Here is a 23,252-nt window from a genome sequence, read left to right on the forward strand (position 1 = left end):
ATAATAATTGAAGCAGAATTGGGATCCTTTCGTAAATTCAACCCACAACAAACTAAGTTTTTGATGCCGCTATTTGATTTTGTTTTATGTAAATAAACAACTTAGTAATTGGTTTGGTATCAGAGGAAGCAGACAAAAAAAATTCTGCATAATAAAGAAAGGTGCATTTTAATAGTATCGACCAAGTATATCATATTATGAATAGCACCTTTGTTACGATAAGTACTGTAAAGTTCGCGTCACAGACTATGAGCTTGCAGGGTCCGCAATTCTAAGCTAATGAAATATTATCGCTGTTCGCAAATATATAATTGCTTCTCTACTCTAGCGTGCGTTAAGTTAAACATATAATATAATATAGTGACAAGATTTATGTTGAGGAACTTTTTCGAAATGGAGCGAGTACAGCTTGTCAAAAAAACCTAAAATAGCTTATTTAATGCATGTTGATTGGAACTGGATTAAACAGCGCCCTCATTTTTTGTACGAGGAACTCACATTTTACTATAATGTGGATCTATTTTATATTCAAAATATTTACACTAGAAGATATATCAAAGTTAATAATTCTCGGAATGTATACAATTATTCTAAAATTAATTTTCTTAAAAAACTCCCTTTGTCAGGGCGATTCAAAGAATTGCAAATGATTGAGAAACTTATCAATTACAAGACTGTTGCTTCTTTACAAAACTATGATTACATTTGGGTGACTTCGCCCATAATTTTAGACTTTGTTACTCTCGATGAGTTTGAAGGTAAAATTGTGATTTATGATTGTATGGATGATTTTTTAGGATTTTATTCTGGAACAAGTACTGTCGGTAGATTGAAGAAATTGGAGGTTGATCTTGTTAATAGAGCCGACTATATCTTTACTTCTTCAAATTATCTGAGGAAGAAAATGGAATTATCTTATGAGAGAGAGATGAAGGTGTCACCCTATTTAATTGGCAATGGAATTAGTCGTACATTATTTAATCAAGAAGTATTCCAAAACATTAGCCAAGTAAAGCCGAACAGAACTGATTGCTTATGGAATTTGATGTATATTGGAACAATTGGTGAGTGGATCAATTTCGATATAATTATAATGGTTCTTCAGCAGATACCAGATGTTAAATTTACAATGGTTGGGCCTATTGATACCAGGGTCCCCCAACATTCACGAATAGAGTATACCGGGCCTATTAAACATGAGGAACTTATGACATATGCTAGCTTGGCAGATGCATTTGTAATGCCATTTAAAGTTAATGAGTTAGTTCGCTCAGTCGACCCAGTAAAAATTTATGAGTATATACTTTTTGGGAAACCGATATTTTCCATTGAATATGGGGAAATGTATAAGTTTTTGCCTTTTGTAAATTTATATTCTGGCGAGAAAGATTTACTAAATTTGGTTAGAGACTTACAAGATGATGAAATAAAAGTACTTTCTAGAGAAGAGTCGTTATCTTTTTTGAAGCAGAACACATGGAGTGTAAGAGCCGAGCAAATTGTCAGTATATTAGAAGGAGTCTCGAATAAATGAAAGCCATCATACTAGCAGGCGGGACAGGTTCCCGCCTTTACCCATTAACTAAGGTTACGAATAAGCATCTCCTTCCTGTCGGGAAATACCCAATGATCTTTCATCCTGTTTTCAAACTTAAGCAAGCTGGACTTTCCGATATCCTCGTCGTCACGGGTAAAGATCACATGGGAGATGTTGTGAATTTATTGGGAAGTGGTCGTGAAATGGGAGTGTCGTTTACATATAAGGTTCAGGATGAGGCTGGGGGTATTGCACAAGCACTGAGCTTGGCTGAGCAGTTTGCCGGTAAAGACAAGATGGCTGTCATCTTAGGTGATAATGTGTTTGCTGACGATATTTCACAGTATGTCTCAAACTTTAAAAATCAATCTAAGGGAGCAAAGATTCTTATTCAGCACGTATCTGACCCGTCTCGTTTTGGAGTTCCTGAACTACAAGGTGGGCGTATTATTTCAATAGAGGAAAAACCTAGACGGCCCAAATCGGATTATGCAGTAACCGGAATATATATGTTTGACCATCACGTATTTGACATCATTCGTACATTAAAACCCTCAGCACGGGGAGAATTGGAGATCACCGATGTCAATAATGCATATATTAAACGAGGTGAACTCACATTTGACGTCCTCCAAGATTGGTGGACGGATGCAGGAACCCATGAATCGTTGGCTAAGGCCAATGAATTAGCAAGAAACATTGTGTTTGGAGATGAATTCGGCAAGTTTAAAAAGTAATTTAAGGGGGAGCAAAAAGTTATGAGAGTCGAACCTCTTAAGTTAGAAGGTGTAACTATACTGGAACCGGTGGCGCATGGAGACCACCGGGGCTTTTTTATGGAAAGTTATAATGAGCGAATATTCAAGGAATGCGGTATTCATAACAACTTCATCCAAGATAACCACTCCCTTTCCGCCGAACCAGGTGTACTGAGAGGTCTTCATTATCAACTCAACCCCAAAGCCCAGACAAAACTTATCCGTGTGATGACGGGTGCTATTTATGATGTAGTCGTAGACATTCGCAAAAGCTCACCTACCTTCGGCCAATGGGTGGGCGTTATCTTGAGCGAACACAACAAGCGACAACTTTTAGTCCCTAAGGGGTTTGCACATGGCTTCTGTACCCTCGTTCCTAACACGCAAGTATTGTATAAGGTAGACGAATATTATTCCCCAGAACATGACCGCGGCATATTATGGAGTGATCCGGTTTTAGGGATTGATTGGCCGACATCGAACCCGATTCTTTCGGATAAAGATCAGCGGCATCCATTGTTGAAGGATGCTGAAATGAATTTTGAGTAGGGGAGTATCTAGCCATGAGACTATTAGTCACCGGTGGTGCCGGTTTTATAGGTAGTAATTTTATTCTATACATGATGCAGCAGCATCCAGATTATAAGATCACTAACATGGATGCCCTTACGTATGCAGGGAACCTGGAAAATTTGGAGTCTGTTGAGAAGGAAGCAAACTATACCTTTATCCAGACGGATATTGCAGATAAACAAGCAGTTGATCAAATCTTTCAACAAGGCATCGATGTTGTAGTTAATTTCGCTGCTGAATCCCACGTAGACCGCAGTATTTTGGAGCCAGAAGTATTTGTGAATACAAACGTACTCGGTACGCAGGTGCTATTGGATGCGTCAAAAAAATACGGGGTAACCAAATTTGTGCAGGTTTCGACGGATGAAGTGTACGGATCCCTAGGGGAAACAGGACTCTTCTCTGAATCGACACCTCTCGCTCCAAACAGTCCATACTCAGCCAGCAAAGCGGGTGGAGATCTGCTCGTCAGAGCATATCACGAAACCTTTGGCCTGCCAGTTAACATTACCCGCTGCTCGAATAATTACGGTCCGTATCAATTTCCCGAAAAGTTAATTCCGCTCATGATTTCTCGTGTACTAAATGATGAGCCTTTGCCGGTTTACGGCGACGGTATGAACATTCGTGACTGGCTGTATGTTGAGGACCACTGCAGCGCAATTGATCTTGTTATTCATCAAGGCCGAGTTGGTGATGTTTACAACATTGGGGGAAATAACGAGCGTACAAATATTCATATTGTTAAGACAATTTTAGAGGAGCTTGGCAAACCTGAGACGCTGATTCAATTTGTCGAGGATCGACCTGGCCATGATCGTAGGTATGGTATCGATCCAACAAAGATAATGAAAGAACTCGGCTGGAAGCCGAAGCATAACTTCGAGTCCGGAATTAAGGAAACCATCACTTGGTATTTGAGTAACGAGGAATGGTGGACCAGAATTCAATCTGGGGAATATCGTGAATATCTGACCAAGCAATATGGCAGTCGATTAGGTAAAGAGCAATGAGGGTTTTGGTAACTGGGGCTAAAGGACAACTCGGTCAGGACGTCATTCATATTTTTGGGCAGGCTGGGCATGAAGTGATTCCTTGTAGCCGACAAGAATTGGATGTAACAGACCTGAATCAATGCCGACAAATAATCGCTTCATACCGTCCAGATTGTGTCATTCACTGCGCTGCTTATACGGCAGTAGATGCTGCGGAGAGTGATATCGACGGAGCTTATCTAGTCAATGCTATAGGTACAAGAAATGTTGCTCGATCAGCCGAACAAGTTGGAGCTAAGCTCGTTTATGTTAGTACGGATTATGTGTTTCTCGGTACCCATGACAGAGCCTATCATGAGTATGATTCAACCGATCCGAGAACAGTTTACGGCCAAACCAAACTTGCTGGAGAACAGATCGTAAGAGATTTTAGTACTAAGTGGTTTATTGTTCGTGCCTCATGGTTATTTGGTCTTCAGGGAAGTAATTTCGTGAAGACGATGCTTAGCCTGGGACAAGAGAAACCTCTTTTGCAAGTTGTTGATGACCAGAAGGGATCACCTACGTACACGGTAGATTTGGCTCGTTTCTTACTGCAAGTATCGACTACTGAAAAATACGGCATTTACCATGCCTCTAACCGCGGATCATGCACGTGGTTCGAGTTTACGAAAGCTATTTTCGAAGAAGCAGAGGAACAGCTGGGTATAAAAATTAAGGCTAGTCTGCAGCCCTGTACGACCGCACAATTCCCTCGACCAGCCCCTCGACCAGCTAATTCGGTAATGGACCATCTTTCGATCCGTTTAAATCAATTGCAAGATCTGCCGCATTGGCGAGAGGGATTGAAGCAGTTTATGCTGGATATGAAACAGCACCCTGAACTATACTTGAAGTGAATACAGCAAACGTCGGCCTGATCTGTATGATCAGGCCTTATGTTATATTTAGCAGGTAATGTGGAGGTCATAAACGAAATGAAACAGGTTCAGGTGCTGTTGTCTTCCTATAATGGGAAGCATTATATATCCGAACAGCTTCAGAGTATTTTTAATCAAAGCTACCCTCATATCTCTGTTCTTGTCCGAGATGATGGATCTACCGATCAAACGCTAGTTTTATTAAAGGAATATGCTAAAGTCCATCCTGACCGAATCAAAGTGATTGAAGGAAGTAATGTGGGGGTTGTTTCCAGTTTCTTTGAGCTGGTTCAGCAATCCGATCCCCATGCAGATTATTACTGTTTCTGTGATCAGGATGATGTATGGCTGGAGCATAAAATTGAGCGTGCTGTAACTATGTTAGATTCTCAAGCGGATCATGTTCCAGGGATGGTATTCACATCTACGGAGCTTGCCGATAAAGATTTAAATTCTCTCGGTACTTGGCCCAAGCCCCCTTTAAGGGAACCTTCTTTTTACAATGCTTTGGTGCAAAATATTGCTGTCGGAGCAACCATTACGTTAAATAAGGCAGCGAGGGATAAGTTTATGGAGGGTAATCGAATAGATCCCAACAAGATCATCATGCACGACTGGTGGTTTTACCTATTGGTATCTGGTTTCGGCAATGTAATGTATGATAAGAATCCTTCGATGCTGTATCGCCAGCATGAAAATAATGTTGTAGGTGGGAGCAACTCATTTTTCAACAAATCAAAACAGAAATATCGCAGTTACATAAAACATAAAGGAGAGCATCTTCTTGTCAAACAAGCAATTGAGTTTTATCGAGTGTACGGTCATTTAATGGAGGATACTAAGAGAGAACAGCTCGAACTTTTTATTGCCCCCAGGGAACGGCTTAGAGAAAAAATTGATTTTCTTCAAAGATCAATACTATATCGTCAATCCATTGTAGAGCAGTTACTCTTTCGCTTTTTAATTCTTGTGGGCTATATATAAAGAGTCATTAATAACTAGATTTTAGTAATAGAAGTTCTTTATTCCTGCTCGTTCTGCGTCTTTATGCTATAATGTCGATAGATTACTATATTTGTCAGGAGACGTTATGCAATGGATTTAAGCATTTTAATCGTGAACTACAATACCTGTCAGCTGACGGTGGACTGTTTGCGATCCGTGTTTGCATCGGAGACGGAATATACATATGAAGTGATTCTGATAGATAACAACTCGAAGGACGAGTCCGTTCCGACCATCCGAGAGTTATTTCCGCAGGTTAAGCTGATTGAGAACACGGAGAATACCGGCTTTGCCAAAGCCAACAATCAGGGGATGGAAGTGGCGGAAGGTCGCTATATGCTGCTGCTAAATTCCGACACGATTATCCAGCAGAATACGATCCAGACGATGGTCGCTTTTATGGACTACAATCCGATCATAGGCGCTTCCGGCTGCAAAATCGTCCTCCCGGACGGCTCGCTGGATAAGGCCTGCAAAAGAGGGTTCCCGACGCCTTCGGCGTCCTTCTATTATGCCTTTGGTCTCAGTAAGCTGTTCCCCAACAAGCCGGAGTTTAACCAGTATCAGCTGGGGTATTTGAATCCGGATGTAGAGTATCCGGTGGATTGTTTGGTCGGTGCGTTCATGCTGGTACGCCGCGAGACGATTGCGCAGGTGGGCGGGTTGGACGAGACGTTTTTTATGTACGGGGAAGATATCGACTGGTGTTATCGCATTAAGCAGGCGGGATGGGGCATTCACTATTATCCGCGGACGACGATCATCCATTATAAAGGCGGCAGCGCCCGGCGCAGGCCGTTCAAGATCATTTATGAGTTCCATCGGGCGATGATTCTTTTCCATCGGAAGCATTACAGGCAGAAATACAACATATTCGTTAATGGAGCCGTGTATGCGGGCGTTGGTCTGAAATTGCTCCTGTCCCTGCTCACGAACCGGCTTAAGCCCATTCGTCCAGCAACGATGACGCAATCTTCAGGTGGAGTGGAGGTGAAATCATGATCCGCCAGAATCAGGGCTTTCTGACCAAATTGTATATGTTGACCGACTTTGCCTTTATCCAGTTGGCGTTTTTGCTCGCATGGTGGGTGAAATTCGAAAGCGGTTGGTTTCCCTATGAAGAGCCGTTACCTCTCGAAACCTATGCTTTGTGGAGTCTGGTGTACGGCGCGGTTGCCGTGGTTGTCGGCATCATGATTACCTTGTACTCGCCGAAGCGGAAAAAGCGTTTTGCCGACGAATTCATGAAGATCTTCCAGATGCATTTCATCGGGATGTTCATTCTCCTCAGTATTATGTTTTTTGTTAAAGAGGTGGATATCTCCCGTTGGTATCTCGCCATCTACATGATTCTCAACGTAGCATTCATTATCCTATACCGTTATTTCCTCAAGAAATCGCTCAAGCATTTTCGGGAAAAAGGCTACAACCGCCAATTCGTGCTGATCGTGGGTGCAGGGTCACTCGGCAAGCGCTTCTTCAAAAATCTGAAGCAGTATCCGGAGCTGGGGTATGAAGTCATCGGTTTCCTGGATGATTACCAGAAGTGGGACGACATCGAGGCGAGACGGCTTAAACCCATTTTGGGCTCGGTCGGCGATCTACATAAGGTGCTAAACGAAAGGCTTGTCGATGAGGTCGTGCTGGCACTACCGTTAAATGCGCACCACAAATACCCGGAGATCATTGCTGCTTGTGAAAAAGCCGGTGTCCGAACGCTAATTATCCCGGACTTTTTCGATTATCTCCCGGCACGGCCGGTGTTTGATAACTTTGCGGGTATGCCGATGATCAACGTGCGCGATATCCCGCTGGATCTAGCGGCAAACCGCCTGTTCAAGCGGGCGTTTGATATCGTATTCTCGTTAGTGGCCATTATCCTCACCCTGCCGGTGATGATCGGAATTTACCTCGGTGTCCGATTGACCTCCCGGGGCCCTGTCATTTTCAAGCAGGAGCGGGTCGGGCTGAACCGCCGAAACTTTTATATGTATAAATTCCGTTCAATGAAGCCGCTGCCGGAAGGGGCGCCGGATACGGGCTGGACGGTGGAAAATGATCCGCGCCGCACCAAGTTCGGCTCATTTCTCCGGAAGACCAGTCTGGATGAGCTGCCGCAGTTCTTTAATGTCCTGTTCGGACATATGAGCGTTGTGGGCCCTAGGCCGGAGCGACCTTATTACGTTGAACAGTTCAAAGAGGAGATTCCGAAGTACATGGTGAAACACCACGTACGCCCGGGCATCACGGGGTGGGCGCAGAGCAACGGCCTGCGCGGGGACACTTCGATTGAAGAGCGGATCAAGCACGATATTTTCTACATCGAGAATTGGTCCATTCTGTTTGATATCAAAATCATTCTGCGCACGATCCGCAACGGATTCAAAAACGCATACTGATAGTAATTCATGATGACGTCAGCTGGCATGAGCCGGATGGCGTCTTTTATTTGCCTGTCCTAGAAGCATATTTCGACTAAAGCTGCTTACCAAGTCCCCCTCGCCTCATGTAAGATAACGAATGCTGTCGATTCCTGTAAGTTTGTGACATACCCGAGAAAAACTTCGGACATTCGATCCACTCCGCTCACTTCAACATGCATGTACAACACAGCGGACAATAGTAGTCTGGAATGATTTACAAAATATAACTGTAATACTATTATAATGAAATACCGGACTCGTTGATGCTTTGCTAGAGTTTGTTCATTACGCAGAGACGCGGGTTGGTTATGATGGTCCAATCTCAGTGTTATGGAGATTTCTAATGTTTTCGAAATAACCGTGTTTTATCTTGCCGCTTCATTTGCCTAACGGAAGGATCACATCCAATACGCATTATGGGAGGAATCGATATGGAAAACGCCAAGGTCCAGGATTTCATCGAAAGCAGCCAAGAGCAATGGGACGAAGAGTACAGATCCCGCATGTGGGATTATTTATCGGACATCACGGAATATGCCAGATACTCGGTCGTGTACGGTTACATCCGAAAGTTTCTTGGGAAAGAGGGCATTTTGGATATGGGATGCGGGGCCGGCCTGTTGTATGACTTGCTCTTGGACGATGAAAAATCGAATTATACCGGTGTAGACCTGTCCGAGGAAGCGATCAGAATCGCATCCGGCAAAACGTCGAGGAACTTATTTCAGCGCGCGGACATCAACCATTATGTTCCTCATAAAAGCTACGACGTCATCGTTTTTAATGAATCGCTGCAGTACGTGCCCAAAACCGCTAGCAAGCTGTTGGAATATGCACGTTACCTGACCCCGGATGGCGTCATCATATCTTCCCTATATTCACATAAGAACACCCAGGATACTGATTATCTCATGGTAGAGCATAAGATCGGCGAAATCGAAAGCTGTGATGGGTTTGACGTCGTAGATAAAGTCAGCGTGTTTAATCACAACGCAGGATTGAAATGGTATATTCACCTTTTGAAGGCCAAGAGCTAGTGATCCGTAGTATTTACAAAAATCGTTCCGTCATTTGGCAGCCGCCAAGTGGCGGTTTTTTTGTTTGGCCCCTCCATTAACCGGGTATTTACCTAGCAACAGCAATGAACGAAGCAAAGGTGGGGATACCATGAAACGGATCGCAGCTGTCCTTCTATTATTTTCCGCCATTATGATACTGCTTCTGACCCATCTGGAAATGGAGGAGGAAGCGCCGCAAGGATTCGCGGCCTATCGCTTGATTGCCCATGCCATGGGAAGCATCGGCGAACAGCCCTATACGAACGCTTATGAAGCCATGGTCGTTAATTACGAGAAAGGCACCCGGGTGTTCGAGATTGATTTGATGCTGACGGGGGATCGCAAAGTCGTAGCCAGGCATGAGTGGACGGAGAGCATGACGCAGCAGCTGGGTCAGAAGGAGAAGCTTCCGGACGATAAGCAGGCCGCCCGCTTAAGCCATGAGGAGTTTATTAACACGCCGATTTTGGAACAATACCAGCCGATGGATATTGAGGGGATTATGGATATGATGGAGCGTCATCCCGATATCTACATCGTGACGGATACGAAGGAGCAGAAGGACCGGGATATACAGTACCTGTTCGCGGAGATCGTAAACGCTGCTAAAGAACGGGATCCGAAGCTTCTGGATCGGGTTGTCGTCCAAATTTACAATGAGCCGATGCTTGATATGGTTCAGGACATCTACCCGTTTCAATCGATTATATATACGCTGTATGCCACGCAGGACTCACCTGCTGAGATCACAGCCTTCGTCCGGGATAACCACATTGACGCGGTTACCATGCCGGAGTACAAGGTCAGCCCGAATTTCGTAGCCAAGCTAAGGCAAGCGGGAGCCGTGACCTATGTCCACACCATCAATGACACGAACACCGTGAACAATTATGAAAAATGGGGCGTGTACGGCGTCTACTCGGATCTGCTGACCGAGCCGGAGCTGGAGCGGAACAGCCTGAGATATACGATGACAAAGCGACTGGAGTAACGTACCTTAAATGGCACGTCTCATATCGCGTCCGTCTGCGGAAAAGTTTGTTTGCATCCATAATAATGCTGAGCATTGAAGTCCGTGATCTCCATAAGAGATCGCGGGCTTTTTCAAGCTATCAGAAAGCATAAACTTCGAAGCTTGGCCTACTTGATATCACAGAAAGCCACCATCCATAGCTCTGGGATTGAACGTCATGCGGTCTGGGATTGTACGTCGGTAGACGCTTTTCTCAACGATGTATCCGCCAAAATCCCTTTTCAACGGGGCGGTTCGAATATCGGCTGAACCGATAAACCGCAATTACCAAAAAAACGTTCGCATTTTATGCGAACATAAATTGACTTGCTTACCGTGCTAGCATAGACTTATTTTAGTATGTTAGTAACCCGTGAACGTGGAGGAATGACGCTTGAAAGAGATGATACAATCCTGGAGGCATGTGTTTAAGCTGGACCCCGACAAGGAGATCGATGACGAGACCCTTGATGCGGTATGCTTGTCAGGAACCGATGCCATTATGGTCGGAGGCTCAACCGGAGTCACCTATGAAAATACCGTGGATCTGCTGTCCCGAGTTCGGCGTTACGAGCTGCCGTGCGTGCAGGAAGTATCCGATCTGGAAGCCGTTGTACCCGGATTTGATCTATATATGGTCCCGATGGTTATGAATACGCAGGATCCGACCTGGATCATGGGCCGACATCGCGAGGGGATCGAACGCTACGGGTACATGATCCCGTGGGATCTGGTCGTGACCGAAGGGTATATCGTGTTGAACGAGGACGCTGCAGTGGCGAAATTGACCGGTGCAGAGACTTCGATTGAAGCGAGCGCGGCTGCCGCTTATGCCCAGATTGCGGACAAGCTGATGAATCTGCCGATCGTGTATCTGGAATACAGCGGCGCGTTCGGAGACATGGAAACGGTCCGCACGGTTCGAAGATCGCTGGATAACGCCCGTTTGTTCTACGGTGGTGGAATAACCAATGCCGAGCAGGCGCTGGAGGCTGCTGCTATCTCGGATACGATCGTTGTGGGCAACGTGGTGTACGAGCATCTGGAGCAGGCGCTCGAGACGGTCAAGGCCGTGAAGGGCTGAGGGGTCCTATTAACTGATCTGCTAAAAAATATAGAGGCGCGTTTAGCCAGCCAGCTCAGGCTCTATAGTCGTATTTTCAGTTCCTCTGCCGGTAAGCATGTATTTATTTATTGAATATCCATGCAGAACGCAATGTGCCTTAGACAGGCAGCATTCAGTACGATTCATCATCTTTAATCAAATCGATCCGATAGACTATATCCCAATTTTTTGGATATTTATTGTTACTCAAGTTTTCCCCTTATCAAATCTACACCTATTAGGAGGCAATGTTTATGCATTCCATTGACATACACGACGCCGTCAGACGTCTCAATCCGCAGCAGCGCCAAGCCGTTGAAGCAACCGACGGACCGCTGCTCATTATGGCCGGAGCCGGTTCCGGCAAGACGCGGGTGCTGACGCACCGGATCGCTTACCTGATCGCCACGCGCAAAGCCGCACCATGGAGCATCCTGGCGATTACGTTTACGAATAAGGCAGCCCGCGAGATGCAGGAGCGGGTATCCAAGCTGGTCGGCCGGGAAGGCCAGGACATTTGGGTATCGACGTTCCACTCCATGTGCGTACGGATTTTGCGCAAAGACATTGAGCGGATCGGCTTTACTTCGAATTTTAGTATTTTGGATTCGACAGACCAGCTGTCCGTAATTCGGAACGTGATGAAGCAACACAACATCGATCCGAAGAAATTCGAGCCGAAGGCGATCCAAGCGGCCATGAGCGCGGCCAAGAATGAGCTGATCTCCCCGCAGCAGTATGAACAGAAAGCCGGGGACTATTTTGAAACCCTCGTTGCCAAGGTCTACACCGAATACCAGAAACGCTTGAAGAGCAACAATTCGCTCGATTTCGACGATTTGATCATGACCACGATCCAGCTGTTTAAGGAAGTGCCGGAGGTTCTAGACTTCTACCAGCGCAAATTCCAGTACATCCACGTGGATGAATACCAGGATACCAACCGGGCGCAGTACATGCTCTGCCGCATGCTGGCGGACAGCCATCACCGCATCTGCGTTGTCGGGGACAGCGACCAGTCGATCTACCGCTGGCGCGGCGCGGATATCACGAACATCCTGAATTTTGAGCAGGATTACCCGGAGGCGCGCACGATTCTGCTGGAGCAGAATTACCGTTCGACAGCGAACATTTTGAACGCTGCCAACAATGTTATTGGCCTGAACACGGGCCGCAAGCCGAAGAATCTGTGGACCGAGCAGGGCGAAGGGCCGAAGATCAAAGTGTTCCGTGGGGATACGGAGCATGATGAGGGGTATTTTGTCACCTCGGAAATTAGCAAGAACATCAAGGACGGCAAGAGCTACCAGGACCACGCGATTCTGTATCGGACCAACGCGCAGTCCCGGGTGATCGAGGAAATTTTGATCAAGTCGGATATTCCGTACCAGATCGTCGGCGGCATCAAGTTCTACGATCGCAAAGAGATCAAGGACATGCTTGCTTATCTGCGCCTGATTTCCAACCCGGACGACGATATCAGCTTGACGCGGATCATTAACGTGCCAAAAAGAAGCATCGGCGACACAACCGTCGCGAAGCTGACTGCAGCAGCCGGAGAACGGGGCATCTCGATCTTCCGCGTGCTAGAAATCGTGGACGACCTCGGTTTTGCCGGACGGACGCGCAATGCGCTGGTGGGCTTCTACGACATGATTGCCGCGCTCAGCCGAATGGTCGAGTTTCTGTCGGTGACCGAGCTTACGGAAAAAATTCTCGAGATGTCCGAGTACCGCCTCGAGCTGCAAAACGAGAATACGATCGAATCCAGATCCCGCCTCGAGAACATCGACGAGTTCCTGTCGGTTACGCAAGAGTTCGAGAAGAACAACGAGGATAAGTCGCTCGTCTCCTTCCTCACGGATCTTGCGCTGATCGCGGACATTGACTCGATGAACGATGACGAGGAAGACCGCGACGATGCTGTCGTGCTCATGACCATGCACAGCGCCAAAGGCCTGGAGTTCCCGGTGGTATTCATCATCGGCATGGAGGAAGGAGTATTCCCGCACAGCCGTGCCTTTATGGATAACGAGGAGCTGGAAGAAGAACGCCGACTTGCTTATGTAGGCATCACGCGCGCCGAGAAGCAGTTGTTCTTATCCTGTGCGCGCATGCGTACGCTCTTCGGCCGCACAACGGCGAACATGCCATCGCGATTCCTGGAGGAGATCCCGGAAGAACTGAAGGAAGACACCCAGATGGCGCATGACCGCTACCGCCGAGGCGGCGGAAGCAATGTGGGCGGATCCTATGCGGGACGCGGCTTCGGCGGCGGTGGAGGCAGCAACTTTGGCGGCGGCCGCAGCGTAGACCTCTCCCTCAGCGGATCGACGGCTTCCGCGCAAGCCGCGCCGAAGAGCCGGGTGACGATGACAACCGGTGGGTCATCCCGTCCGGCGGCTGCCTCGGGCAGCGGCGATTTTAAGGCCGGCGACAAAGTCGCCCATGGCAAATGGGGGACCGGTACGATCGTAGCGGTGAAGGGCAGCGGCAATGACATGGAATTGCAGATTGCATTCCCGGCGCCTGTAGGCGTGAAACGCCTGCTTGCCGGCTTTGCGCCGATTACGAAGGTGGAATAAGGGATAGAACTAGGTAAATATGATCTAAAGCAACGTAACCCATGATGGCCTTATTATATTGAAGGAGGATTGCCCCTGCATGGATTTCAAGGAAAAGATGGAGAAGCTCATTGCGGAGCTGAACAATTACAATTACCATTACTATACGCTGGATCAGCCGCTTGTAAGCGACAAGGAGTATGACGCCCTGTACGACCAGCTGGTAGCGTTGGAGGCAGAGACCGGAGTAACGCTCCCGGATTCTCCGACCCAGCGGGTGGGCGGGGAGATTCTGAAGGGTTTCGCCCCGCACCGCCATTTGGCTCCGTTATGGAGTCTCGATAAAGCCCAGAATATCGAGCAGCTCCGTACCTGGCATGATCGCGTGGTCAGGCTGGTCAATGACTATAATACGAAGAATCCCGGCAATCCTCTCAAGGCGCCTTGTTATGCACTGGAGCTGAAGTTTGACGGGCTGACGCTGAATCTGACCTATCAGGACGGCAAGCTCGTTCAAGCATCGACACGGGGGAACGGAACGGTAGGCGAAGGCATTTTGGCTCAGGTGAAGACCATCAAGTCGGTGCCAATGACGATCCCGTATACGGAAGGCACGATCGAAGTGCAGGGCGAGGGCATCATGAACCTGTCCGTGCTGGAACAATACAATCAAACCGCGGCCGAGCCGCTCAAGAACGCGCGTAATGCTGCTGCAGGAGCGCTTCGCAATCTGAATCCGAAGGTGACGGCCGAGCGTAAGCTGAACGCGTACTTCTACAATGTCGGCTACTCGGATGGAATCACTTTTGCCGACCACAAGGAAATGATGGATTTCCTGCGCGAGAACCGGCTCAAGGTCAATCCGTACATTTTTTATTTCGAGCAGTTTGATGATGTGATGGAGCAGCTGGCCGATATCGAAAAACGCCGTTCCGAGCTCGATTACCTCATTGACGGGGCGGTTGTGAAGGTGACCGATTTCCGCATCCGCGATGTGCTCGGATATACCGACAAGTTCCCGCGCTGGGCGGTCGCTTACAAATTTGAAGCGGAAGAAACCACGACCGTGCTGCAGTCGGTTACCTGGAATGTGGGACGGACCGGAAAAATCACGCCACTAGCCCGTGTAGAGCCTGTTGAGCTTGCCGGAGTTACGGTGCAAAATTGTACGCTGAATAATATCGGGGATATTGAGCGCAAGAATCTCAAGTTCGCGCTCGGCTCGCGGGTCTTCATTCGCCGTTCGAATGACGTCATTCCCGAGATCCTCGGCAAAGTAACGGAGGAGCAGGATGGCGAAGAGATCCTGTATCCGGAACAGTGTCCATCCTGCGGATTTCCGCTGGAACAGCGCGGCGCCCACCTCTTCTGCAACAACAAGACGGGATGCAAGCCGCAAATCGTAGCCCGGATCACGCATTTTGCCTCCAGGGACGCCATGGACATTGAGACGTTCAGCGATAAAACCGCGATCCAGTTATATGATGAACTGGGCGTGAGAGAACCGGCTGATCTTTATTCGCTGTCTTTTGACAGTTTGCTGAAGCTGGAGCGCTTCGGCGAGAAAAAAGCCCAGAATCTGCTGGATGCCATCGAGAAGAGCAAGGAGCGGGATCTTGCATCCTTCCTCTTTGCACTGGGTATACCGAATACCGGCAAATCCACAACCAAAATGCTGGCCGATCACTACCGTGATCTGAACCGCGTGATGGCGGCGACTGCGGAGGAATTGGTCGAGCTGCCGGACGTGGGCGGCATCGTGGCCGAAAGCATTGCGGGATACTTCGCCGACCCGTTTGCCCAAGCGAGCATCCAGAAGATGCTCTCGCTGGGCGTCCAAGCGAAAGCGCCGGAAGCGCCGAAGCCGGTCAGCACGGATTCCTACTTCAGCGGCAAAACGGTCGTGCTGACAGGCACCCTCCATCTGCTGACCCGCGAAGAGGCAACCGAACGCTTGGAAGCGCTCGGCGCCAAAGTCACCGGCAGCGTGTCCAAGAAAACCGACCTCCTCATTGCAGGCGAAAAAGCCGGCAGCAAGCTGGCCAAAGCCCAGCAGCTCGGCATCGACATCCTGGAGGATGAAGAAGAGTTCGTGCGGTTGCTGAACGAATAACAGCATACCCTGGATATATTTTGCAATATCAGTTGCAACTCCCTAAGAACCGAGGCTATCGATAGCCTCGGTTTTTTCTTTTTCCCGAATTCCTTTCTCCTCCCTTACTTGCGATGTAAGCCATATTTTCCTTGAAACTATGACGTTTTCGATCATTCGTCAAAAGCTCCTAAACTTTCGACTCAATTTAACAAAAACATACAGAAAAGGATGAAGGAATCTAATTTTGGATTCTAGAATAATTTACCACGGGTCAGTCTTATGCGGAAAGGAGTGGATACCATCGTAAGGCAGCGCAGATATGCTGATGACATCCCGGACCCTAATTTGAATGGGAATTCTATCTTATGGGAGGGGTAAAGCCTTGAGTAAAAAGTTATGGTCTGCACTACTAAGTTTTGTATTAACGCTATCATTGGTTGCGCCAGCGGCCGGGGCGGCTCCATCCGAACGGCAGATCGAGCTGGACAATCCGCTCAGTGCCGAAGAAGCTAGGCAGATAAAGGATATGCTGAAACAGCGAGCGAAGCTTGCGGAGTTTCCCGCGCTTGATCAAAGCCTGCAAAGATCGGCCGGGGGTCCTACAAGGGTTATCGTAGAATTGTCTACCGAACCAGTGGCTCTGGCCAAAGGGCTTTCCTCTATTCAGGGTCAATCTTTTAGTTCTTCCGCGAAGGCGAAGGTCGAGGCACAGGTACAATTGGAGCAGCAGACTTTTATACGCAGCCTGAACACGAAGAACATCACGCATGAAATCTCCGATCAATATAGCTACGCATTCAACGGGGTGTCTATGGAGATCGATGGCAGCAAGGTTGAAGCGCTGCTGGATATCCCTGGCGTTCTAGGCGTTTATCCCGATCTGGAGGTAACGGTTGGACCGAAGGGCGAAGTAAATCCATACATGAAAGACACGGGGCCGTTCATCGGTGCTCCGGATGTCTGGGATCTCGGATATACGGGCAAAGGCATTAAAGTCGGCGTTATTGATACAGGTATCGATTACGCACACCCGGTTTTGAAGGATGCTTATAAGGGCGGATACGACTTCGTTGACAATGATAATGATCCTTATGAGACAACTCCGCTCGATTGGGAGAATGATCCTTCCAATCCCCCGCAGGTCGATGACAGGGGAAGCACGTACTGGACCGATCATGGAACGCACGTAGCGGGTACCATCGGAGCCCGCGATGCCGGCGAATATGGAGTCGTGGGCATTGCACCCGAAGCGGATATCTATGCTTACCGGGTTCTTGGCCCGTACGGCAGCGGCTATTCCAGCTGGGTGCTGGGAGGTATTGACCGTTCCGTTCAGGACGGAATGGATGTAATCAACCTCTCCCTGGGCAATTCCCGAAATGATCCGGACTATGTAACGTCCGTAGCACTTAACAATGCTGCACTGGCTGGTGTCACGCCAGTCGTTGCAAGCGGCAATACAGGGCCAAACCGCTGGACGGTGGGATCGCCGGGGGCGGCGGCTTTTCCGATTACGGTAGGAAACTCCACGGGGCCAAGCGACGAAATGGCGGCAACATCGCACTTTTTCACGGACGCGGAATTGCCGGGTGAGCCCATTGAAGACAATGAGGGCACGGTTGAGCTTGGTGAAGGACCAACACCATCTGTCACGCCTGACGAGCAGGCAGAAGCACAGATCGATGAAGCTGCCCAGGCAGCATCGACCGATGACACGGCGCCTTCCGTTAATCCGGAGCAGGATTCAAACTTAGTTCAATCGGGTGACGGTGCAGCAGAGGAGCCGGCCACTGATCAAGTGCCTGCTGAATCTGCCGAGGATGAAGTGGCCCCTCAGGCTGACGATGCCGCTCCGGTTACGGTAGTAGATGCTACGTATAAGCTTGAATTAATGGCGTGGAATCTCGCCGAGGACCCGGAAGTCGTCCTGGATGGGGATTTCGGACTGATATATGCGGATCTGGGTAAACCAGAGGATTTCGCTGGCAAAGACGTAGCGGGCAAAATCGCATTGATTAAACGCGGCGAACTCGCTTTCGTCGATAAAATTGCGAATGCTAAAACAGCAGGCGCGACGGGTGCCATCGTATTCAATCAGAACCCTGGGCCGATCGGCGTCTTGCTCGGAGACAGCTTTGCCTTCATTCCAACCTTTAGTATGAGCAAAGAAGACGGCGATTATATCAAATCGCTGCTCGATGCCAACCCGGATCTGAAAGTGAATTTCTCCGATTTTATTAAAAACCGAACCGCAGGCGATGAGATTAATGATTCCAGTTCCAGAGGCCCGGCCAAAAAGACGCTGGATATCAAGCCTGACGTGGTAGCGCCGGGAACGAGCATTTTGTCATCCGTTCCGGCTTACGGGAAGGACATTGCAGGTGCGGACTACAGTCAGTCCTATGACCGATTAACAGGCACCAGTATGGCGTCCCCGCATGTGGCAGGGCTTGCGGCTCTCATCCTGGAGAAGCACAACGACTGGACCCCGTTCGATGTCAAAGTCGCCTTGATGAATAATGCCAAAGTGCTGAATACCGAATCCTACGATGTGACGGATCAAGGGGCCGGACGCGTACAGGCGCTCCAGACCATCCAGGCAGAGGCGCTGGTGAAGGTCCTGGACAAGACTTCGTATCAAGAGAACGGAACTTCCAACCAAAAGGAAAACATCACTGGAAGCATAAATTTCGGCAACTTTACCGGCAAGTCTGCCAAGACCGTTCAGAAAAAAATAAAGGTAGAGAGCATTGGAAACGCGGGCGGCACGTTTAATGTGCAAATCAATAACACGCAGGTCACGCCGGGAGTAAGTGTTACAACCGATAAAAGCACCTTCACCCTCAACGGTCAAGAGGAGATTATCGTAACGCTTCAAGTGCCGGAAGGGATAGACGGGATATCGGAACAGCAAGGCTACATCACGTTTTCGAATGGAACTCATACCTATTCGGTTCCTTACGTAGCGTACTTTAATCTTGAAATCACGGGCGTGAAATATACAAAAGCCTATAGTGACACCGAAACCTACTTGCCGCATGTTCCGTTAACCGAGACCGGTGTGCTGGGCAAGCTCAACCTGGCTTTCGAATTCTACAATCCGATGCAGATCGTCATCGTGGACTTGTATGATAGCCTTAATCCGGAAGCAGGCGTTGACGGTGACGGGATTATCGGTCAAATATTCGGGGGAGAAGCCTATTTTGATGCCAACACCTCGTTTACGATCGGTTGGAACGGGAAGTATGCCGACTATGAAACCGAGGAAGAGGTAGAGGTTCGGGATGGATTATATTCGATCGAGCTTCTTTCCTTGGATACGAATTTCGTGGTTCACTCGGATTATGCCACGATTCCTTTCTTTGTGAAGCGATCAGCACCTTCGATTCAAACGAATACAGATGTCAAAATCTCCGGCAAGAACAATCCTGCACTAAGCGGTACGATCGAAGATCTCTACGTAACGGCTGTTCCGGCTTTGTGGGATGAATGGGCCATTGATTTTGACGTCAGCGAATGGTTGGATGCCACTTATGTGATTAAAAGAGCCAATAAAACGGTAGCGAAGGAAGGCAGCTTTGATGTCGAGCAAGATGGTGCATTTAACATTGCCTTAGATGGATTGTCTTCAGGCAACTATACCGTTGAGCTTTCCGTCAAAGACCGTCAAGGACTCCAAGGAACGGCTTCCGTATCCTTGCAGCTGACAGGCGCGCCTGGACCAGGGAACCCGGATCCAGGTAACCCAGGTGGCGGATCCGGTGGAGGAGGCGGTGGCGGCTCGTCCTCCGGCGGCGGTCCCACGGGAACACCGTCCACTCCGGCTCCTGAAGTATCAGGGGATGCCAAAGTAACGACGAAGAAAAATGCGGATGGCACCGAGTCCGCAACGGCAGCTCTGTCTGAAGCAGTGGTTACGGAAGGAATTACTAGTGACGGTAAGGAAGTGAAGCTGGACGTATCGAAGCTGGATTTCAGCAAATACAGCGACGTAGCTCTTACCCTCGGCAAAACGACTGTCGATAAACTAAAAGCATCCGGCAAACCGCTTGTTATTACGGGTAACGGCTTTGCCTTGACGGTGCCTGCCGATGCCCTGGATGATTTCACGACGAGCAGCGGATTCAGCTTGACGGTTTCGGTAGCTGCAAGCAAAGCGGGATCCGGGAACACCTTGAACGCTGTATCCTCGATCGTTTCGGTCAAACACGGGGACAAGTTTAAACATCCGCTTTTACTGACATTGAATTATGACCATACAAAAGTGAAGGATACACGCAAGGTAGGTGCCTACGTGCAGTCGGAAAAAGGAGACCTGCAATCCGCAGGATTGCTGCAATCGGCTGAGCGCGGATCGATCACGTTCCGTATCAACGGACCGGGTTCTTATGCAGCTGCCGAGAATAACGTAACCTTTAACGACATCGTCAGCCACTGGGCTAAGGATGAGATTGAAGTTGCTGCCTCGCAGCATATCACGAACGGTACCGGTGCAGGACGGTTCTCGCCGAACAATGCGGTAACCCGTGCCGAATTTGCGACGCTGCTTGATCGTATTTTCGAGACAGGCATCGATTGGGAAACACGCAGCAAAGAGGTGGGGGCGAAGCATCCGCTGACCCGCGAGGACATGGTAGTCATGATTGCGGAAGCGTTGAAGATGGATTCCAAAACGGCATCCTTGTCATTTAGCGACACGAATCTGATTTCGGAGGATGCACGAGCGGCCGTAGCTTTTGCCGTAAACGAAGGTCTGGTGAAGGGAGTGAGCGGGAACCGCTTCGCACCGGGCGAGACTTCCACTCGGGCACAGGTATCCGTCATTGTGTACCGTTTGCTGGATTATCTGAACAAAATTTAATGAAGGCTAAGCTGCTTCAATACAATTCTGATTGAGCTAAAGAGGAGTTGCTCCATATCATGCAACGTGATGGGGCATCTCCTCTTTTTAATGGTGTTGGCTGCTACAAATAGGTTGATTCGATATTCCGGCGTGTGTAATATTTTGGTAGCGCCTGAATTCGATGAAGGGTGGGAGGACATGAGATATAGAACAGTGTTCTATGCAACCATTGCAATCGTGCTATTTTTCGTTATGGTTTCTGTACTGGGGAATCTGGTTGAGGGATCAGAAGCCGGAGCTATTCAGTTGAGCTTCGAGTGGGTGACTAAATACGTGCTCCCATGGATATTCCTATACTGGTTCATAAAACTCGTCAAAAAAATGAAATAAAAAGACACTCACCAACGCACCATTGTGCTGCCCGATGAGTGTCTTTTCCATAGTACCAACTATTCCCTTGACCACTGATCCAGCTTGTCATCACCCGGAAGAAGCAGGGCAAGCAGACCTAGCAGCGGCAAGAAGCCGATGGCGATCATCACATTGCCGATTCCCCAAGCATCCCCGAGATTACCGAGCACAAGCGAACCGACCCCGCCCATACCAAAAGCAAACCCGGTGATCAGCCCGGATACCGTACCGATATTGCCAGGATGCAGCATTTGGGCATACACAACGGTGACCGAGAAACTGGACAATAGAACAAACCCGCCGATCAGCAGCAATACAGCCGCCCAGAACGGGGAGGCGAACGGGAGAATCAACGCAATGGGCGCCGTGCCGATCATGGAGAGCATGATCATGTTGCGACGGCCAAAGCGGTCGGCCAGCGGACCGCCAAAGAAGGTGCCCACGGCTCCGGATGCAAGAAACAGAAAAATATAGATCTGAGCATTATCAATCGTGATTTTGTATGCGTCCATGAGGTAGAAGGCATAATAGCTGCTAATGGCTGCGCCGTACCAGGAGCGGATAAACACGAGAATGACGAGAACCAGCGTGGCATTGCGCACGCTTTTGCGGCGGGCGGGATCAAGCATGCGTCCGGCAGCTTTCTTTTTAAACGTGTAACCGGCTTTCAGCATGCCGTGGTACCAATGGGCAACATAGGATTGCACGATGATACCAGCTGCGGCAACGAAGGTGAAGCCGATCGCGCCAAACTGTCCGAACGGTACGAAAATGTATCGTGTCAGAAGCGGAGCAAGTGACTGCCCGGCATTGCCCCCTACTTGAAAGATCGATTGGGACAACCCTTTTCGCATGCCTGCAGCCATATGAGCGACCCGCATTCCCTCCGGATGAAAGGTAGCGGAGCCTAATCCGATCAGAACGACAGCGAACAGAACCAGGATATATGTATGTGCATATGCAAGAATGAAAACGCCTGCAAAGGTGAAACACATCCCGATCGGAAGCAAAATCGGTGTCGGCCTTCGATCCGCGGCGTACCCGATGACCGGCTGAATGATGGATGAAGTAAAATTAATGGCAAAGGAGATCCAACCGATCTGCGTAAAGGTAAGCAGCAGATTATCTTTTAATATGGGAAAGATAGCGGGGATCACGGACTGAATCGAATCATTAAACAAATGAACGAAACTGATGGCGATTAGAATTTTATATACTGTAGCCTGATTTGCCTCTCCATGCGCAGGACTTGGAGTATCTTTGGGCTTTTGGAGAGCGATGCTTTTGTCTGCCATGAGGCGAACTCCTTTCTTAATAGATGTAGTCGGTCTGCGAAAAAGCGATGAACTAACCTTAAAACCTTTTGTATAGGAAATCAATTACATTTCGAGATGATAATTAAATCAAAATGAGCTCCATGATTAAGCAGATTTATACGGGCGAGGTAGACAGACTCGAATGAATATTGATCTCCAACAGGTATTAATGATGTCATCAACGATGTTATGCGAAACTTTACATATTTTCTTTTAAAAATGCTTGCTATATCTTTTGGGTCGTGGTATATTACTAACTGTCGCTTTTGACGAAAGCTTTTGAAGCTTGTCGAACGGCGTCGAAAAAAAGTGTTGACATCAAGTTAAATACTTGATAAGATATAAACCTGCGCTGCTGATTGAGATTTGATCGGCAAAGCAGCCAACAAGTTCCTTGAAAACTGAACAAATGGATCACGTCAATGTAATACAAGCAAACGTTAATACGTTAGCTTTGAAATGAGCAAGTCAAACTTTATTGGAGAGTTTGATCCTGGCTCAGGACGAACGCTGGCGGCGTGCCTAATACATGCAAGTCGAGCGGACCTGATGGAGTGCTTGCACTCCTGAAGGTTAGCGGCGGACGGGTGAGTAACACGTAGGCAACCTGCCCTCAAGACTGGGATAACTACCGGAA

15 protein-coding genes and 1 rRNA gene are annotated in these 23,252 nt (G+C 48.4%); 15 read left to right on the forward strand and 1 reads right to left on the reverse strand.

Features of this window, described 5'->3' with window-relative positions:
• Window positions 1-409: 409 nt before the first annotated feature.
• The 14 genes from RB298_RS13310 to RB298_RS13375 all read left to right on the forward strand — a co-directional run bounded on the left by RB298_RS13310 (window position 410) and on the right by RB298_RS13375 (window position 20,906).
• Window positions 410-1,534 (forward strand): glycosyltransferase family protein, encoded by a 1,125-nt coding sequence (locus tag RB298_RS13310; protein WP_119846219.1) that lies wholly within the window; start codon window positions 410-412, stop codon window positions 1,532-1,534.
• The gene (locus RB298_RS13315; RefSeq protein ID WP_119846220.1) at window positions 1,531-2,274 is read left to right on the forward strand and encodes a sugar phosphate nucleotidyltransferase; all 744 of its coding nucleotides are present in this window, start codon (window positions 1,531-1,533) and stop codon (window positions 2,272-2,274) included. Before RB298_RS13310 ends, RB298_RS13315 begins: the two co-directional genes overlap by 4 nt.
• A 21-nt stretch (window positions 2,275-2,295) precedes the next feature.
• Entirely contained in the window at window positions 2,296-2,844 is a 549-nt protein-coding gene (gene rfbC / locus RB298_RS13320; RefSeq protein WP_119846221.1) for a dTDP-4-dehydrorhamnose 3,5-epimerase, read from the forward strand.
• Between the two features lie 14 nt (window positions 2,845-2,858).
• Window positions 2,859-3,881, forward strand: coding sequence for a dTDP-glucose 4,6-dehydratase (rfbB, locus tag RB298_RS13325; protein ID WP_119846222.1), 1,023 nt, complete (start codon window positions 2,859-2,861; stop codon window positions 3,879-3,881).
• A complete protein-coding gene (gene rfbD, locus RB298_RS13330; RefSeq protein WP_119846223.1) occupies window positions 3,878-4,762 on the forward strand; it encodes a dTDP-4-dehydrorhamnose reductase in 885 nt (294 codons plus the stop codon). The genes rfbB and rfbD overlap by 4 nt, the downstream gene beginning before the upstream one ends.
• 78 nt (window positions 4,763-4,840) lie before the next feature.
• The gene (locus RB298_RS13335) at window positions 4,841-5,767 is read left to right on the forward strand and encodes a glycosyltransferase family 2 protein (protein WP_119846224.1); all 927 of its coding nucleotides are present in this window, start codon (window positions 4,841-4,843) and stop codon (window positions 5,765-5,767) included.
• A 111-nt stretch (window positions 5,768-5,878) separates the two neighbouring features.
• Window positions 5,879-6,790 (forward strand): glycosyltransferase family 2 protein, encoded by a 912-nt coding sequence (locus RB298_RS13340; protein ID WP_486047306.1) that lies wholly within the window; start codon window positions 5,879-5,881, stop codon window positions 6,788-6,790.
• The gene (locus RB298_RS13345; RefSeq protein ID WP_486047307.1) at window positions 6,787-8,187 is read left to right on the forward strand and encodes an undecaprenyl-phosphate glucose phosphotransferase; all 1,401 of its coding nucleotides are present in this window, start codon (window positions 6,787-6,789) and stop codon (window positions 8,185-8,187) included. Before RB298_RS13340 ends, RB298_RS13345 begins: the two co-directional genes overlap by 4 nt.
• Before the next feature lie 455 nt (window positions 8,188-8,642).
• On the forward strand, window positions 8,643-9,248 hold the full coding sequence (locus RB298_RS13350) for a class I SAM-dependent methyltransferase (RefSeq protein WP_486047308.1): 606 nt from the start codon (window positions 8,643-8,645) through the stop codon (window positions 9,246-9,248).
• A 130-nt stretch (window positions 9,249-9,378) separates the two neighbouring features.
• Window positions 9,379-10,260: a phosphatidylinositol-specific phospholipase C/glycerophosphodiester phosphodiesterase family protein gene (locus RB298_RS13355; RefSeq protein ID WP_486047309.1), complete on the forward strand. Its 882-nt coding sequence runs from the start codon at window positions 9,379-9,381 to the stop codon at window positions 10,258-10,260.
• Between the two features lie 415 nt (window positions 10,261-10,675).
• Window positions 10,676-11,365, forward strand: a complete 690-nt coding sequence (gene pcrB / locus RB298_RS13360; RefSeq protein WP_119846229.1) for a heptaprenylglyceryl phosphate synthase — start codon at window positions 10,676-10,678, stop codon at window positions 11,363-11,365.
• A gap of 275 nt (window positions 11,366-11,640) precedes the next feature.
• The gene (gene pcrA, locus RB298_RS13365; RefSeq protein WP_119846230.1) at window positions 11,641-13,971 is read left to right on the forward strand and encodes a DNA helicase PcrA; all 2,331 of its coding nucleotides are present in this window, start codon (window positions 11,641-11,643) and stop codon (window positions 13,969-13,971) included.
• Between the two features lie 79 nt (window positions 13,972-14,050).
• Window positions 14,051-16,063, forward strand: coding sequence for an NAD-dependent DNA ligase LigA (gene ligA / locus RB298_RS13370; protein ID WP_486047310.1), 2,013 nt, complete (start codon window positions 14,051-14,053; stop codon window positions 16,061-16,063).
• A gap of 364 nt (window positions 16,064-16,427) precedes the next feature.
• Window positions 16,428-20,906 carry a S8 family serine peptidase gene (locus RB298_RS13375; protein ID WP_486047311.1) on the forward strand — a complete coding sequence of 1,493 codons (4,479 nt, stop codon included), beginning with the start codon at window positions 16,428-16,430 and terminating at the stop codon, window positions 20,904-20,906.
• A 431-nt stretch (window positions 20,907-21,337) separates the two neighbouring features.
• On the opposite strand, the gene RB298_RS13380 is transcribed toward RB298_RS13375, so the two are convergent.
• A complete protein-coding gene (locus tag RB298_RS13380) occupies window positions 21,338-22,594 on the reverse strand; it encodes an MFS transporter (RefSeq protein WP_009591294.1) in 1,257 nt (418 codons plus the stop codon).
• Between the two features lie 496 nt (window positions 22,595-23,090).
• On the opposite strand from RB298_RS13380, the gene RB298_RS13385 reads away from it, so the two are divergent.
• Window positions 23,091-23,252, forward strand: a 16S ribosomal RNA gene (locus RB298_RS13385); the annotation flags it as partial.

It is taken from the genome of Priestia sp. BR_2 (assembly GCF_041954005.1).
GTDB classification, from domain to species: Bacteria; Bacillota; Bacilli; order Paenibacillales; family Paenibacillaceae; genus Paenibacillus_AQ; species Paenibacillus_AQ lautus_A.

Coding starts and splice junctions, on each gene's coding strand:
- RB298_RS13315 (WP_119846220.1), top strand. CDS start 1,531: ATGAAAGCCATCATACTAGCAGGCGGGACAGGTTCCCGCCTTTACCCA.
- rfbC (WP_119846221.1), top strand. CDS start 2,296: ATGAGAGTCGAACCTCTTAAGTTAGAAGGTGTAACTATACTGGAACCG.
- rfbB (WP_119846222.1), top strand. CDS start 2,859: ATGAGACTATTAGTCACCGGTGGTGCCGGTTTTATAGGTAGTAATTTT.
- rfbD (WP_119846223.1), top strand. CDS start 3,878: ATGAGGGTTTTGGTAACTGGGGCTAAAGGACAACTCGGTCAGGACGTC.
- RB298_RS13335 (WP_119846224.1), top strand. CDS start 4,841: ATGAAACAGGTTCAGGTGCTGTTGTCTTCCTATAATGGGAAGCATTAT.
- RB298_RS13340 (WP_486047306.1), top strand. CDS start 5,879: ATGGATTTAAGCATTTTAATCGTGAACTACAATACCTGTCAGCTGACG.
- RB298_RS13345 (WP_486047307.1), top strand. CDS start 6,787: ATGATCCGCCAGAATCAGGGCTTTCTGACCAAATTGTATATGTTGACC.
- RB298_RS13350 (WP_486047308.1), top strand. CDS start 8,643: ATGGAAAACGCCAAGGTCCAGGATTTCATCGAAAGCAGCCAAGAGCAA.
- RB298_RS13355 (WP_486047309.1), top strand. CDS start 9,379: ATGAAACGGATCGCAGCTGTCCTTCTATTATTTTCCGCCATTATGATA.
- pcrA (WP_119846230.1), top strand. CDS start 11,641: ATGCATTCCATTGACATACACGACGCCGTCAGACGTCTCAATCCGCAG.
- ligA (WP_486047310.1), top strand. CDS start 14,051: ATGGATTTCAAGGAAAAGATGGAGAAGCTCATTGCGGAGCTGAACAAT.
- RB298_RS13380 (WP_009591294.1), bottom strand. CDS start 22,594: ATGGCAGACAAAAGCATCGCTCTCCAAAAGCCCAAAGATACTCCAAGT.